The organism is Micromonospora sp. M42, from assembly GCF_000568915.1.
In the GTDB taxonomy this organism is placed as follows: Bacteria; Actinomycetota; Actinomycetes; order Mycobacteriales; family Micromonosporaceae; genus Micromonospora; species Micromonospora chalcea.
This window is the reverse complement of sequence record NZ_KK037233.1, coordinates 478,566-493,203: the sequence shown is the minus strand read 5'-3', so window position 1 is coordinate 493,203 and position 14,638 is coordinate 478,566. Positions and strand designations below refer to the sequence as shown.

15 protein-coding genes and 3 pseudogenes are annotated in these 14,638 nt (G+C 75.5%); 16 read left to right on the top strand and 2 right to left on the bottom strand.

The window, feature by feature from the left end:
• Positions 1-118: 118 nt before the first annotated feature.
• Together MCBG_RS34980 and MCBG_RS01815 are read right to left on the bottom strand one after the other, a co-directional pair.
• Positions 119-247: pseudogene (locus MCBG_RS34980) on the bottom strand (hypothetical protein); the annotation flags it as partial.
• Positions 248-412: 165 nt separating this feature from the next.
• Positions 413-1,549, bottom strand: a complete 1,137-nt coding sequence (locus MCBG_RS01815) for a glycosyltransferase (RefSeq protein WP_223200994.1) — start codon at positions 1,547-1,549, stop codon at positions 413-415.
• 105 nt (positions 1,550-1,654) lie between these two features.
• On the opposite strand from MCBG_RS01815, the gene MCBG_RS01810 reads away from it, so the two are divergent.
• The 16 genes and pseudogenes from MCBG_RS01810 to MCBG_RS01755 all read left to right on the top strand — a co-directional run bounded on the left by MCBG_RS01810 (position 1,655) and on the right by MCBG_RS01755 (position 14,635).
• Positions 1,655-2,929 (top strand): DegT/DnrJ/EryC1/StrS family aminotransferase, encoded by a 1,275-nt coding sequence (locus MCBG_RS01810; RefSeq protein ID WP_223200993.1) that lies wholly within the window; start codon positions 1,655-1,657, stop codon positions 2,927-2,929.
• A gap of 39 nt (positions 2,930-2,968) precedes the next feature.
• Entirely contained in the window at positions 2,969-4,183 is a 1,215-nt protein-coding gene (locus tag MCBG_RS01805; protein WP_051610915.1) for an inositol-3-phosphate synthase, read from the top strand.
• A 76-nt stretch (positions 4,184-4,259) separates the two neighbouring features.
• The gene (locus MCBG_RS01800; protein ID WP_223200992.1) at positions 4,260-5,504 is read left to right on the top strand and encodes an acyl carrier protein; all 1,245 of its coding nucleotides are present in this window, start codon (positions 4,260-4,262) and stop codon (positions 5,502-5,504) included.
• Positions 5,505-5,969, top strand: a complete 465-nt coding sequence (locus MCBG_RS33450) for an AMP-binding protein (protein WP_223200991.1) — start codon at positions 5,505-5,507, stop codon at positions 5,967-5,969.
• Positions 5,970-5,992: 23 nt separating this feature from the next.
• A pseudogene (locus MCBG_RS34650) lies at positions 5,993-6,522 on the top strand (AMP-binding protein); the annotation flags it as partial.
• Positions 6,523-6,567: 45 nt separating this feature from the next.
• Entirely contained in the window at positions 6,568-7,002 is a 435-nt protein-coding gene (locus MCBG_RS34645) for an AMP-binding enzyme (protein ID WP_369799350.1), read from the top strand.
• Positions 6,995-8,242, top strand: a complete 1,248-nt coding sequence (locus tag MCBG_RS01790; protein ID WP_043323367.1) for a type III PLP-dependent enzyme domain-containing protein — start codon at positions 6,995-6,997, stop codon at positions 8,240-8,242. The genes MCBG_RS34645 and MCBG_RS01790 overlap by 8 nt, the downstream gene beginning before the upstream one ends.
• Positions 8,243-8,246: 4 nt before the next feature.
• Positions 8,247-8,501 (top strand): phosphopantetheine-binding protein, encoded by a 255-nt coding sequence (locus MCBG_RS01785; protein ID WP_043323366.1) that lies wholly within the window; start codon positions 8,247-8,249, stop codon positions 8,499-8,501.
• A complete protein-coding gene (locus MCBG_RS01780) occupies positions 8,498-9,658 on the top strand; it encodes an acyl-CoA dehydrogenase family protein (RefSeq protein ID WP_043323364.1) in 1,161 nt (386 codons plus the stop codon). The genes MCBG_RS01785 and MCBG_RS01780 overlap by 4 nt, the downstream gene beginning before the upstream one ends.
• 295 nt (positions 9,659-9,953) lie before the next feature.
• Positions 9,954-10,241 (top strand): annotated as a pseudogene (locus MCBG_RS33435) (acyl-CoA dehydrogenase family protein); the annotation flags it as partial.
• A 127-nt stretch (positions 10,242-10,368) separates the two neighbouring features.
• The gene (locus tag MCBG_RS33430) at positions 10,369-10,758 is read left to right on the top strand and encodes an acyl-CoA dehydrogenase family protein (protein ID WP_369799349.1); all 390 of its coding nucleotides are present in this window, start codon (positions 10,369-10,371) and stop codon (positions 10,756-10,758) included.
• A gap of 71 nt (positions 10,759-10,829) precedes the next feature.
• Positions 10,830-11,138, top strand: a complete 309-nt coding sequence (locus MCBG_RS33425; RefSeq protein WP_223200990.1) for an AMP-binding protein — start codon at positions 10,830-10,832, stop codon at positions 11,136-11,138.
• The gene (locus MCBG_RS33420; protein WP_369799244.1) at positions 11,135-12,016 is read left to right on the top strand and encodes an AMP-binding protein; all 882 of its coding nucleotides are present in this window, start codon (positions 11,135-11,137) and stop codon (positions 12,014-12,016) included. Before MCBG_RS33425 ends, MCBG_RS33420 begins: the two co-directional genes overlap by 4 nt.
• 38 nt (positions 12,017-12,054) lie before the next feature.
• Positions 12,055-12,852 (top strand): flavin reductase family protein, encoded by a 798-nt coding sequence (locus tag MCBG_RS34640; RefSeq protein ID WP_369799348.1) that lies wholly within the window; start codon positions 12,055-12,057, stop codon positions 12,850-12,852.
• Positions 12,849-13,682, top strand: coding sequence for an inositol monophosphatase family protein (locus MCBG_RS31025; RefSeq protein WP_223200989.1), 834 nt, complete (start codon positions 12,849-12,851; stop codon positions 13,680-13,682). The genes MCBG_RS34640 and MCBG_RS31025 overlap by 4 nt, the downstream gene beginning before the upstream one ends.
• Positions 13,679-14,635: a Gfo/Idh/MocA family protein gene (locus MCBG_RS01755; RefSeq protein ID WP_043323360.1), complete on the top strand. Its 957-nt coding sequence runs from the start codon at positions 13,679-13,681 to the stop codon at positions 14,633-14,635. The genes MCBG_RS31025 and MCBG_RS01755 overlap by 4 nt, the downstream gene beginning before the upstream one ends.
• Positions 14,636-14,638 lie beyond the last annotated feature (3 nt).

Sequence of the window (14,638 nt, the reverse complement as noted above, 5' to 3'; positions counted from 1 at the left end):
AGCCGGGTCGCGGAGAGCCGGACCAGCGCGGCCCGCCACAGCGGCGCCGGCCGGGGTCGAACGCGTCGTTGCGGTGCGCGTACGCGATCTGCTCGACGCGGGCCTGCTGCTCGGCCGGCGGCAGTCCGGACAGGTCGACGTACTCCAGCGGCGACTCCACGTGCGGCAGGATCCGCACCTCGGGCTGCACGCCGATGCGGTCGAACCGCATCCGCAGCGCGTCGTGCCGGTCCACCACGTCCTGCATCGCCTGCCGCAGCACGTCGACCCGCAGCGCGCCCCGCAACCGGCGGAACTCCACCACCACGAGCCGTGAGGCGCCGGGACGGGCCGGGTCGAGCGCGGTCATGAACTCCCACATCATTGCTGGCCGGGGGCCAGCGGGTACGTCGTCGGCACTGCCACTCCCCCGTCAGGCCGCCACCGGCGGCGCGGCCACCGGCGCGACCGGCCGGTGGTCCGTCTCGTCCGGCTGGTAGTCCGCCTCGTCCGGCGCGCGGAAGCCGGTGAAGAGCAGGTCGGGACGGCCGAGCCGCAGCGAGGTGACGAACGCGGCCCCGTCGAAGAGCGTCTCGATCGCCGCGCAGGCCGCCGACTCGGCCACCGCACGCGGTCCCCGGTCGCCGCCGAGCCGGCCGGGCGTCTTCGCGGCGATCACGGCGGCCGCGACGGCCGGCACCGCGAGCAGGCTGCGTCCCCCGCTGCGCCGGGCGGTCAGCAGCCCGGCCAGCGCGGTCACGGCGAGCGTGCTGGCGGTGTTGAGCACGAACCGGCGCCGGTGCGGGTGGGCCAGGCAGAGCCACTGCTCGGAGCGCCCGTACGTGGTGAACCGGTAGGCGACCGCGCGGAAGGTGTCGGCGACGCCGGTGTCGTGGGTGACCACGCCGTCCGGGTCGGTGAGCAGCACGTAGCCGGCGTCGGTGAGGAGCAGCCCGAGGTGCAGGTCCTCCCCGCCCAGCGGCATCGGGGAGTCCTCCGGGAACCCGCCGACCGCCTCGAAGACGGCGCGCTTGACGGCCATGTTCGCGCCGGCGCCCCAGGACACGCGCTCGTAGTGCAGCGGCCGGGTCAGGTCGCCGAGCAGCAGGTAGGAGCGGCGCATCACGCGGAAGAACGCGCTGTCGCCGGGCTCGACGATCACCGGGCCGGTGACGCCGGCGACCTCCTCGCCGGAGGCGCGCAGCCGGGCCGCGTACCGGGTGATCAGGTCGGCCGGCACCCGGCAGTCGGAGTCGGTGAACAGCACCAGGTCGTGGCGGGCGTGCCGGACGCCCAGGTTCCGTTTGGCCCCGACGTGCCGGGGCCCGCGCACGTAGCGGGCGCCGTACTCGGCGCAGGCCGCCCGGTGGGCGGCGGCCGCGGCGGGCGCCGAGTCGTCGACGACCACCACCTCCACCGGCTCGGGGCAGTTCGGGGCGGCGTCGCGCAGACTGCGGAGCTGGCGGCGCATCTCCGCCACCCGGTCCTTGACCGGGATGACCACGGAGACGCCGCGCGTGACGGCGCGGGGTTCGGTCGGTTCGCCCACGGGCGATGCGGATCGGCTCATGCCCCGAGGTTCGACCACCGGGGTACAGCGCCGATACACAGCGCCGGCCGTTGCGGCCATCGCGCATGTACCGCTGATGTATCGATGGCCATCAAGGTCGAAGGCATGACGACCTCCATCCCCATCGATCGGCGGCTCGCCGTGGACGGCGGCCGACCGGTCCGCCCGCCGGACCGCCCATGGCCACGCTGGCCGACCCCCGCGCCGGATGCCGCCGCCAACCTGTCCGCGGTGCTGACCGGCGGCCGGTGGGCGATCAGCAGCCCGTCCGTCGGCGACACCGTCCTGTTCGAGCGACGTTTCGCCGCCGACTTCGCCCGCTACGTCGGCACCCGCCACTGCGTGCCGGTCGACCACGGGTCCAGTGCCCTGGTGGTGGCCCTGGAGTCACTCGGCCTCGGCTACGGCGAGACGGTGCTCGTACCGGCGCTGACCTGGACCGCCTCCGCGACCGCCGCGCTGCGCGCCGGCCTGGTCCCGGTGCTCGTCGACGTCGACCGGGAAACCGGCTGCGTCGGGCCGGACCACCTCGACCTGTCCGTGGACCCGCGGGCCGTGGTCGCCGTGCACTGGGCCTCCAACATGGCCGACGTGCCGGCGCTCGACGCGGTCACCCGGCCGCGCGGCATCTCCGTCGTGGAGGACTGCGCGCAGGCCCACGGCGCCACCTGGCAGGGCCGCCAGGCCGGCTCGCTCGGCCGGCTCGGCTGCTTCAGCTTCCAGCACGGCAAGGTCCTCACCTGCGGTGAGGGCGGGGCCGTGGTCACCGACGACGACACGCTCGCGCCGGTGCTCGAGGAGCTGCGGGCCGATTCGCGCCGCTACCGGGACGACCGGACGCCGGCCGGCGAACTGGACCTGGAGGAGAGCGCCGGTGTGCAGGGCGCCAACTTCTGCCTGAGCGAGTTCTCCGCCGCCGTGGCCTGCGCGCAACTGGCCGTCCTGGACGGCCAGCACGACGTGCGCAACCACAACTACCGGCTGCTCGGCGACCTGCTGGACGGTGTCGACGGCGTACGGCTGCTGCAACCGGCGCCGGGGCAGACCCGCATCTCGATCTACGAGGGCACGATCGTCTTCGACGAGCTGCCGGCCGGCCTGGACAACGCCGCCGTGGCCGCCGCGCTCACCGCCGAGCTGGGCCGGCGGTTCTACTGCACCGACGAGCCGCTGCACCGCAGCCGGCTGCTGCAGCCGTGGACGAAGCCGCTGCTCGCGCCGCTGGCCGAGCGCTTCGCGGCGATCCACCGGGAGCGCACGTACCCCAACACCGAGTGGCTCGCCGCACACACCGTCCAGACACACCACAGCACCTTCCTCGGCACCGAACAGGACATGGAGGACATCGCCGCCGCCGTCACCAAGGTGCTCACCCGCTGAACCGCGCCGTCCCGGCGCACCCAGAGAAGGAGTCTTCCCGTGACCGTCACCCAACGCGAGACCTCGCACGCCCCGTCCCCCGAAACGGACGCACCCGTCGGCGTGTGGCTCAACGGCGCCCGCGGTTCGGTCGCCACCACGGCGATCACCGGTCTGCTGGCGCTGCGCGCCGGCATGGCCGACTCGACCGGCTGCGTCACCGACACCGGAATGCTGCGCGACGCGCCGCTGGTGAGCTGGACCGACCTGGTGGTCGGCGGGCACGACATCGTCGACACGCCGCTGGAGAAGAAGGCCGAGTCGCTCGTCGACTCCGGTGTCATCCCGGCGCCGGTGCTGGCCGCCGTGCGGGGCAGCCTGCCCGAGGTCGAGCAGAACCTGCGCACCGGCTACGACGCGCGTACCGAGACCGGACCGCTGGCCGAGGTGGTCGACCGGCTGGCCGGCGACATCGAGGAGTTCCGCGCCCGCCACGGGCTGTCCCGGGTCGTCGTCATCAACGTGTCCTCCACCGAGCCGCCGGCCGACCACCGGCCCGAGCACGACGACCTGGACGCGCTGACCCGCGCCCTGGCCGACCCGGACGACAAGGCGCTGCCGGCCAGCTCGGTGGTCGCGTACGCGGCGTTCCGGGCCGGCTGCGGCTTCGTCGACTTCACCCCGTCCACCGGCGCCCGGCTGCCCGCGCTGGAGATGCTGGCGCAGCGGGAGCGGGTGCCGTTCGCCGGCTCCGACGGCAAGACCGGGGAGACGCTGCTGCGTACCGCCCTGGCGCCGATGTTCACCAGCCGCGCCCTGCACGTGCTCTCCTGGGCCGGGGTGAACCTGCTCGGCGGCGGTGACGGGGCGACGCTGGAGGACCCGCGCAACGCCCGCAGCAAGCTCAGCTCGAAGTCGGGCGTGCTGCCCGCGCTGCTCGGTGAGGACGTCACCGCCCCGCTGCACATCGACAACGTGCCGGACCTCGGCGACCACAAGACCGCCTGGGACCACGTCTCGTTCGAGGGCTTCCTCGGCGTCCGGATGTCCATGCAGCTCACCTGGAGCGGGGTGGACTCCACGCTGGCCGCCCCGCTGGTGCTCGACCTGGCCCGGCTGACCGCCGCGGCGCACCGCGCCGGGCACGTCGGCCCGATCGAGGAGCTGGGGTTCTTCTTCAAGGACCCGATCGGCACCGACGAGCACGCGCTGGCCGAGCAGGCGCAGGCGCTCGCCAGCTGGGCCAACGGGCTGGACGGCCGCGGCGACAGCTGACCTTCGTACCGGCCGCCGGCGCGGCGACTCCCGCGCCGGCGGCCCCGCCCCACGTATCCGCATCGAGGAGCCTCCCATGTCCCCACACGTCCCGAACGCGCCGGACCGGCCGAGCACGGATCCGGTGTGGACGCCGATCCTGACCGGTCTGCACGCGACCGCGCTGGACTGTCTCCAGACGAGCTTCGCTCTGCTCGCCGACTACGCGAACGGGTCCGGCAGCCATCTCGCCCTCGGCGCCCGGTACGGGTTCCGCACCCGGGATCAGGACGCTCTGATCTCCGTCGAGGCGACCTCGGACGACCGGGCCGCCGAAGCGGTCGACCTGCTGGGCCTGCGCGTCGAGGGCCGGTGGATGCAGCTCGACGGCCCGCAGGTCCGCCGGCTGTGCGCGCCCGGCCAGCCGCTCTACGTCACCGCCGACGCGTACGACCTGCCGTGGTGTCCCTACCACGGGCACGAGCACATGCGGCACAGCTTCCTCGCCACCGAGGCCGGGCCGGATCAGGTCACAGTGGTCGACGCTTACCACAACGACACCGCCTGGGGCCCCGCGCGGCCCGGCGTGTGGCGGCTGCCCATCGCCGCGTTCGACGCGGCGCTGGCCGGCGGCGCGCACACGCTGGCGGTGACGGCGCACCCGGCGCCGGCGATCGACGTGCCCGCCATGCTCGCCGGCAACGCCGCCCGGGCTCGCCGGGCCCGCCCGGAGATCGCCCGCTACCTGGACCGCACCGGCGCCGCCCTGGACACGGTGGCCGGGCTGCACCGCTTCGTGCTCGACGTCTGGCTGTTGGCCCGCGCACGCGACCTGCACGAGCGCTGGCTCGCGGCGGTCGCGCCCGAGGCCGCCGCCGCGCTGGCCGGGCAGGCCGCGCGCTGGCAGCAGCTCGCCACGCGCAGCTACGTGGCGCTGCGGCGGGCCCAGGCGGGCCGGCCGGCCGCGCCGGAACTGGCGGACGCGCTCGGCGAGCTGATCTCCGACCACCTCGACGCGCTGGAGTCGATCGCCGAACCGGCCGCCACGCCCGGCCACGACGCCGTGCCGCCCGCGCCGGACCCGGCAGGTGGGGAGGGCGTACGCGCCGCGGTGCTCGGCGCGCTCGGCGAAACCCTGGACCTGGACGGCTCGACGCTGCGCACCACCGACGTGCTCCGGGAGCTTCCCGGCTTCGACTCGTTCCGGCTGGTGACGTCATCGACGGGATCGAGCGGCGGACTCGACGTCGAGTCCAGACACGCGCTCTTCGCGGCCGACCTGCGCGACGTACGGCTTCCCTGTGCGCCATGTTCAGCGCCGCACACGGAGATGCCCCGATGAGTGCCGAAACTGCTGCACGACCTGCTGGACCGCACCGCCGGCGCGCGCCCCGACGCGCCCGCCGCCGGGGACGGGACCGTCGAGCGCACGTACCGTCAGGTGCGGGCCGACAGTCTGCGCCTGGCCGGCTGGCTGCGCGGGCAGGGCGTCCGGCGCGGCGACCGGGTGCTGGTGGCGCTGCCCGCCGACGCGACGCTGCCGGCGCTGCTGTACGCGGTCGCCCGTACCGGCGCGGTCTTCGTCGTTCTCCGGACGCCGGCCCCCGAGGTCGCCCTCGCCCACGTGCTGGACGACGCCGAACCGGTCCTGGTCCTCACCGACGACCGGGTGCTCACCGGCCTGTGCCACGCCCGTGGCGTCCCGGCGCGAGGGGCCGCCGCGCTGCGGGCGCGCGGCATTCCGGCGCGGCCGGCGGCGACGCGCCGGCCGGGCCGGGCCCGCTGGCCGTCGACCCGGTCTGCCTGATCTACACCTCCGGCAGCACCGGCATGCCCAAGGCCGTGGTCTCCACGCACGCCCAGGTCACGTTCGCGGTCCGGGCGATCCAGTCGGAGCTGCGCTACCGGCCCGACGACGTGGTGCACGTCCTGCTGCCGCCGTCGTTCGACTACGGCCTCTACCAGATCTTCCTCAGCACCGTCGCCGGCGCCCGGCTGCGCCTGGGCGACAGCGCGGAGACCGGTGGCCGCCTGCTGGTGAGCCTGGTCGAGTCCGGCGCCACGGTGCTGCCCTGCGTGCCGTCGCTGGCGATCAACCTGCTGCGGCTGCTCGGCCGCGCGGGCGCGCCGCGCCCGCCGCTGCGCCTGCTCACAAACACCGGCGCCGCCATGCCCCCGGAGGTGCTGGCGGCCTGCGCCGGCTGCTGCCCGGCCTGAGCGTCCAGCTCATGTTCGGCCTCACCGAGTGCAAACGCGCGGCGATCATGCCGCCGGACGCCGACCTGCGCCGGCCCGGCGCCTGCGGGCGGGCGCTGCCCGGCACCGAGATCTTCACAGTGGACGCCGAGGGGCGGCGTCAACCACCGGGCGTTCCCGGCGAGCTGGTGGTACGCGGCCCGCACGTGATGGCCGGCTACTGGCGGCGGCCCGAGCTGACCGCCCAGCGGTTCCGGCGCGTACACGGGCTCTTCCCGCAGCTGCACACCGGCGACCACGGCCACGTGGACGACGACGGGTACGTCCACTTCGCCGGCCGGCGCGACGATGTCTACAAGGAGAAGGGCACCCGGGTCAGCGCCACCGAGGTGGAGGCCGCGGCGTACCGGGTCGACGGCGTGGCCGCGGCCGGGGTGCTGCCGCCGGCCGACGGCCGCGACGGCGCGACGCTGTTCGTGGTGGCCGCGCTCACCCCCGCCGACGTGCTGCGCCGGCTACGGGAGCAGCTGGAGGAGATGAAGGTGCCGGCGCGCTGCGTCGTGCTGCCCGACCTGCCGCTCACCGGCAACGGCAAGGTGGACCGGCGGGCGCTGGCCCGGCTGGCGGGTGAGCACGATGGCTGACCTGCCCTTCGACACCCCGGCCTACCGCTACGACCTGGCCCGGGTACGCGCCAGCCACGCCGCCCTGGTCGCCGCGCTGCCCGCGCCGAGCCGGCTGTTCTACTCGCTCAAGGCCAACCCGCACCCGGCACTGGTCGCGGCGCTGCACACCGCCGGCTGCGACGCGGAGATCTGCTCGCCGGGCGAGCTGGCCGCGGCGCTGCGGGCCGGCGTGCCGGGCGAGCGCATGCTCTACACCGGACCGGGCAAGCGCGACGCCGAGGTGACCGAGGCGGTACGTGCCGGTGTCCGCTGGTTCTCCGTCGACTCGCCCGAGGGCCTGGACCAGGCCGACCGGATCGCCGCCGCGCACGGCGTCGAACTGCGCTGCCTGCTGCGGGTCAACGACCGGGTGCCCAACCCGGGTCAGGGGCTCACCATGACCGGCGTCGCGTCCCAGTTCGGCGCCGACGCCGACTGGATCGAGCGGGAACCGCACCGGTTCCGCTCCCGCCCGTCGGCCCCGGTACGCGGGTTCCACCTCTACACCGGCAGCAACGTCGACTCGGTGGACGCGCTGGTGTCCCAGTTCACCGCCGCGGCGCGTACCGCCCGGCGGTTGCGGGACCTGCTCGACATCGACCTGAACCTGCTCGACCTCGGCGGCGGCTTCGGCGCGCCGTTCGCCCGGCCCGGCCACAACGCGGACCTGACCGGCCTCGCCGACCGGGTCGGCCCGGCCCTGGACGGGCTCTTCCCCGGCTGGCGCGACGGCGCGCCCACGGTGGCCTTCGAGTCGGGACGGTTCCTCACCGCCACCGCCGGCACGCTGCTGACCCGGGTGCTGGACGTCAAGCGGTCGCAGGGCACGCCGGTGGTGGTGCTGGAGTCCGGCATCAACCACCTCGGCGGGATGTCCGGCCTGCGCCGGCTGCCGCCGCTCGTGCCCGCCCTGCACGCCGCTGACGACCGCGACGGCGCGCCACTGGAGGCCGCGATCGTCGCCGGGCCGCTGTGCACGCCGCTGGACACCTGGGCCCGAGCCGCGAGCCTGCCCGACGTACGGCCCGGCGACGTGCTCGCTGTGCCGAACGTCGGGGCGTACGGGCTCTCGGCGAGCCTGCTGGCCTTCCTCGGCCACCCGGCGCCGGTCGAGGTCGTCTGCGACGGCGACCGCGTCGTCGAGACGTCCCGGCTGACCCTGACACGGCACCCGGTCGACCCGCCGGGAGCCACTGACGAACCACGAGAAGAAAGGTGACGTCATGAACACCGAATTCACCGAGCTGCTCCGGCCGTTCCTCAAGTTCGCCGGCCCGGAGGAGATCACCGAGGACGCCCGGCTGCGCGACCTCGGCCTGGACTCCATGCGCGAGATCGAGCTGCTGTTCGCCATCGAGGAGACGTTCGGGGTCGCCGTGCCCGACGACAAGCTGGTCGACTCCACGTTCGCCACCGCCGGCGGGCTGTGGGGCGTGGTCGAGGAGCTGCGCACACCGGTCGGCGGTGGTTCCCGATGACGGCCGTCGCCGGGTACGCCCCGGCCGTCGAGACCGTCGCCGAGATCGCGGCGGAGCACGCCCGGGAGGCCGACGAGACCGCTGCCTTCCCCACCGAGGCGCTGGCCGCCATGCGTCACAGCGGGCTGCTGGGGCTGCTGGTGCCGGTCGCCGAGGGCGGCGCCGGCGGGACGCTGCCGGACCTGGTCGACGTCACGCTGGCGCTGGGCCGGGTGGACATGTCGGTGGCGATGGTCTTCGCCATGCACTGCCAGCAGGTCGCCGCGATCACCGCGTACGGCGGGGAGAAGCTGCGCGCCGAGGTGCTGCCGTCGGTGGCCCGGGGCGAGCGGTATCTCGGCTCGGTCACCACCGAGGCCGGCAAGGGCGGTCACCTGCTGACCGCCGAGTCGGCGCTGGAGCACGACGGCGAGATGCTGCGCGTCGACCGGCAGGCCCCGATCGTCACCGGCGGCCCGTACGCGGACGCCTTCCTGATCACCACCCGCGCCCCGGGTGCCGACTCGGCGGCCCAGGTGGACCTGGTCTACGCCGACCGGGACCAGGTGGAGGTCGAGGTCATCGGCGGGTGGCGTCCGCTGGGCATGCGGGCCACCCACAGCGTCCCGATGCGGCTGCGCGGCGCGGTGCCGCAGTGGCAGGTGATCGGCGAACACGGCGGGTTCCGGGAGATCGCCACCACTGTCTTCGCGCCGCTGGCGCACGTCGGCTGGGCGGCGGCCTGGATCGGGGCTGCGGCCGGCGCGTACGCCCGGGTGCTGCGGCACGCCCGCAGCGAGGCGGGACGGCGGCAGTTCGCCCCCTCCTCCGAGCTGGTGCTGCTGCGGCTGGCCGGGATCCGGGCCCGGCTGGACGCGGCGCACGCGCTGCTGCGGCACACCGTCTCGGTGGTCACCGACGCGCCGGACATGTCGGCGGCGCCGGTGCAGATGCTGCTCAACACGCTGAAGATCCGCGCGGCCGAGGAGTCCTTCGCCGCCGCGCACGAACTGGTCGAGCTGGCGGGCCTGCGCCACGGCTACCTGACCGACTCCCCGCTGGCGCTGGAGCGCACGTTCCGGGATCTGCGCTCGGCCTCGCTGAACTACGCGAACGACCGGCTGCGCCTGGCGAACGGGGCGCTGTCACTGCGTGACCCGGGGGTGCGTCTTGCCTGAGCCGACACCGACACCGACGCCGGCCGGGGACCACGCCGCCCCGGTGGGCGCCGCGCTGTCCGGAGTGGACCCCACCGATCCGGGTGCGGTGTGGCGCGCGCTGGGCGCCGCCGGGATCGTCGAGGCGCTCTACCCCGACGGCGTCCAGCCCGACCCCCGGCGACTGTCGGCCCTGCTCACCGAGCTGGACGCCCGGTGCCCGCTCGGCGTGACGCTGTCGGTCTGCGTCCAGGTCGCCACGGTGCTGCCGCTGCTGGCCGGCGCGACCGGGCCGGCGGAGCGCGCGCGGCGCGGGATGCTGCGCGGCGAGACGGTGGTGGCGCTGGCCGTCACCGACTCCGCCGGGTCGGGCTCGGACCTGCTCGACGCCGCGACCCGGGTGAAGCTGGGCGACGACGGCGCCGTCCTGGACGGCGGCAAGGACTGGATCACCAACGCGACGAGCTGTGACGCGGCGCTGGTGCTGGCCCGGCACCGCGAGGCGCGGCACTTCACCAGCTTCTGCTGGGTGCTGGTGCCGGCCGACGCGCCCGGCGTGACAGTCGGATCCGCCGGCCGGGCGTTCGCCGGGTCCGGCGTGGGCCACCTGTGCTTCGCCGGCGTGGCGCTGGGCCCGGACGCCGTGCTGGGCCGCCCCGGCCGGGCGCTGGCCGGGTTCGCCCGGCAGGTCGGCGTAAAAACGGATAGCCGGGGCGCTGTGGGCCCGGGCGATGTGCCACCGGATGCTGACGGGCCTGCGCGACTGGCTGCGGCGGCGGCCGGCCGGGACGGGCACGCTGTGGGACCGCCCCGCGGTCCGCGAGCGGTACGCCCGGTGCCTGGTCGCCGTGCACCAGCTCGACGCGCTGTGCGCGCCGCTGCTGGACGCGCCGGCGGCCGTCCCGTCCGCGGTCGCCGGGATGCTGCTGAAGGTCAGCGCCGCCGAGACCGTGGACCGGGTCGCCGCCGAGGCGGTGCGCCTGCGCGGCGCGGACGCGTCCGCGACGGCGGGGAGGCTCAGCTACGCACCGAGGCGGCCATGTTCGGCATCGCCGGTGGAGCCACCGGAGCGATGCTCGCCGGCATCGCCGACCACGCCGACGAGCTTGCCGGCGCGGTGACCTGAAGGGCGTCCCGCGCCCGGTGGCGGCGGGACGCCGATCGACGACAGCACAGCGAAGGGAGCAACGCCGTGAGTCTCTACCAGTGGTTCGAGCGAACCGCGGCACGGGTGCCGGAGGCGGTCGCGCTGGAGGTCGGCGGGGAGTCGGTGACCTACCACCGGCTGCGCGAGCTCGCCGACGGTCTCGCCGGCCGGATCCACGCCGAGGTGGGCCGACGCCCCCGCGCGGTCGGCCTGCTGGCCGCCCGCAGCCTGCCCGCGTACGCCGGTTATCTGGCCGCGCTGCGCGCCGGAGCGGTGGTGGTGCCGCTCAACCCGGCCTTCCCGCCGGCCCGCACCGCCCGGCTGTGCCGGGACGCGAGGGTGGACGCGCTGTGATCGACGACGCCGGCGCCGCGACGGCGGCGCAGGTTGCGGGCGACGCCGTGACGGTACGCCTCGACGGCGCGCCGGGCGTCCCGCCGCCGGCCGCCCCGGTGGCGCCGGACGAGGTGGCGTACCTGCTGTTCACCTCCGGCTCGACCGGGCGGCCCAAGGGCGTGCCGATCCGGCACCGCAACGTCGACGCGTTCCTCACGTGCTGCCGGGACCGCTACCCGGTCGGCCCGGGCGACCGGCTGTCGCAGACCTTCGACCTGACCTTCGACCCGTCCGTCTTCGACATGTTCGTCGCCTGGGGCGGCGGCGCCACGCTCGTGGTGCCGCAGCCCGACGAGGTGCTGACGCCGGTGCGGTTCGTCAACGAACGACGGATCACGCACTGGTTCTCGGTGCCCTCGGTGGTCTCGCTGGCCCGCCGGATGCGGATGCTCTCCCCCGGCGCCATGCCGGGCCTGCGGCACAGCCTCTTCGCCGGCGAGGCGCTGACGCTGGAGCAGGCGCGGGCGTGGGCGGCGGCGGCGCCGGGCAGCGTGGTGGAGAACCTCTACGGTCCCACCGAGCTGACCGTGACCTGCACCGGTCACCGGCTGCCCGCGGATCCGGCGGACTGGCCGGCCACCTCGAACGGCACCGTGCCGATCGGTGACGCGCACCCCGGGCTCGACGCGATCCTGCGCGGCGAGGACGGCACCGTCGGCGGTGACGACGGGAGCTGTGCGTGCACGGGCCGCAGCGGTTCGACGGCTACCTCGACCCGGCCGACGACGAGGACCGGTTCGTCACGTACGCCGGTCGCCGGTACTACCGCACCGGGGACCGGGTCCGCCGCGAGCACGGCACGCTCGTGCACCACGGCCGCCTGGACGACCAGGTGAAGCTGCGCGGCTACCGGATCGAACTCGGCGAGATCGAAATGGTTCTGCGCGGCCACCCGGGGGTGCAGGACGCGGTGGTGCTGGCGTTCGGCGCGGGCGCCGACGTCGCCCTGCGCGCCGTCTACACCGGCGCCGCCGGGATCACCGCCGAGTTGACCCGCCTGGTGCGCGGACCGGCTGCCCGGCTACATGGTGCCGGCCCGGATCCACCACGTGGCCGCGCTTCCCACGAACGCCAACGGCAAGACCGACCGGCGCCGGACCGCCGACCTGGTCGGCAGCGCGACGAGAGGAGAACGACGATGACCGGGACAGGAGACGGACACGAGCAGGAAGGGGCGTTCCGCTCGGTGGCCGGGCGGTTCGCCACCGGAGTGGCGGTGGCGACGGCCGTCGGACCCGACGGCCCGGTGGGCATGACGGTCAACTCCTTCACCACCGTGTCGCTGTCGCCCCGGATGCTGCTGGTCTGCCTGCGGCGGGACTGCCGGCTGCTCGGCGCGGTCCGGCGTACCGGGCGTTTCGCGGTGACGGTGCTCGCCGACGACCAGCGCGCGGAGGCGGCCTGGTTCGCCAGCCGGGGACGGCCCAGCGGCGCCGACGGCTTCACCGGTGTCACCTACGACGCGGAGCGGGCGACCGGCTGCCCGCGCCTGACCGACGGGGTGGCGTACTTCGGCTGCGAGGCCGTCTCCGCCGACCCGGCCGGTGACCACGCCGTGCTGATCGGCGCGGTCCGCTCCGCCGGCCTGCTCCGGCCGACCCCACCGCTGCTGTTCGTGGACGGCCACTACGCGCGGGTCGCCGCACCGGCGGAAGCGCAGGTGGCGCGATGAGCATCGGCGCCGCTCCCGGCGACCTGCGCCACCTGAGCCTGCGCGCCGCGCGGGCCGGGGCGGACGCGATCCGCGAGGCACGGAGCCAGGGTTTCCGGACCATGCACAAGGGCGGGGCGGCGCAGGACCCGGTGACCACCGCCGACCACGCCAGCGAACGGGCCATCCTCGACCTGCTCGCCCGCGACCGGCCGCAGGACGCCGTCCTGGCCGAGGAGTCCGGGCTCAGCGCCGGCTGCTCCGGCCTGCGCTGGATCGTCGACCCGCTCGACGGCACGCTGAACTTCAGCCACGGGGCGAGCCGCTACGCGGTGAGCATCGCGGTGGCGACCGGCTGTGACGACGGCGACGGCCAGGTGGTCGCCGCCACCATCCTGCAACCGGCAACCGGCGCCTGCCTGGTGCTCGACGGCGACGGCGCGCTCGACGGCGACGTCCCGGTCACCGTCGACCGGGAGGCCGCGCCGGGGCACGCCCTGGTGGCGTTCGCGGTGCCGAACGCGCCCGGCCCGCGGCGGCGGGCGTACCAGTCGCTCGTCGGCGTCGCGCCCCTCGTCGCGGACCTGCGCAACTCCGGCTCCACGGTCTGCGACCTGGCGGCGGTGGCCCGGGGGGAACTGGACGCGTTCGTCAGCTTCGACCCCGCGCCGTGGGACGTCGCGGCCGGCACCGCGCTGGTCGAGGCCCGCCGGTGGGGTGACCCGACGGTGGCGCCACGACGGGATGGCGGTCCTGGCCACCGGCGCGCCGGCCGTCGTGGCCGCGCTGGCCGGCTGGCTGAGCCCCGACCGTACGGACGACGCCGACGAGAAGAAGGGAACCGACGATGACCGGCAGCGATGAGTTCCGGCTGGCACTTGTGGGGGCGGGCCGGATGGGCCGCCACCACCTGCGGGCCCTGGCCGACCACCGGACGGTCCGGATCCGGCACGTGGTCGACCCGGTTCCGGCGGCACGGGCGGAGGTCGCCGCGGCCGGGCTGCCCGCGTACCCGAGCGTGGCGGACCTGCTCGCGGACGCCACGCCGGACGGTCTCCTGGTGACCGCGCCCACCGGCCGGCACGGCGAGCTGGTCGCGGCCGCCGCCGAGGCCGGGCTGCCGGTGCTGTGCGAGAAGCCGGCCGGGCTCGACCCGGCCGGGGCCGCGCAGGCGGGGCGGGTGGCCGCCGCCGCCGGGATCCCGTTCCAGGTCGCCTACTGGCGGCGGTTCGTCCCGCAGCTGCGCCGGCTGCGCGAGCGGATCGCCGGCGGCGCGCTCGGCGAGGTCCTGTTCGTGGCCGCGTCGCAGTGGGACGGCGAGCCGCCGGCGGCGGCGTTCCGCACCGGCAGCGGCGGGATCTTCGTGGACATGGGCGTGCACGAGTTCGACCAGATCCGGTGGCTGACCGGGCAGGAGATCGACCGGGTCGCCGCGCAGCCCGCCGGTCCGGTCACCGACCCGGCGGTACGCGGCCGGGACGTGGACAGCGCGCAGGCGCTGCTCGGCCTGTCCGGCGGCGGTACCGCGCTGGTCTCGCTCGGCCGGCACCACAGGGGCGGCGACATGGCGACGGTGGAGGTGTTCGGCACCCGGGACCACGAGCGGTTGACCTTCCTCGACCCGGCCGACGGGGACGCCACCATGTACGCGGCCCTGGCCTGCCAGGCGGAGGACTTCGCCGAGCTGGTCCGCGCGGGCCGGTCGGCGGGCGCCGGGGTGGCGGACGCGGTGGCGGTGCTCGACGCGGCGCACCGGGCGACGGCGCAACTCACCCGGGGTCACGAGATACACACCGATCGGTGACAA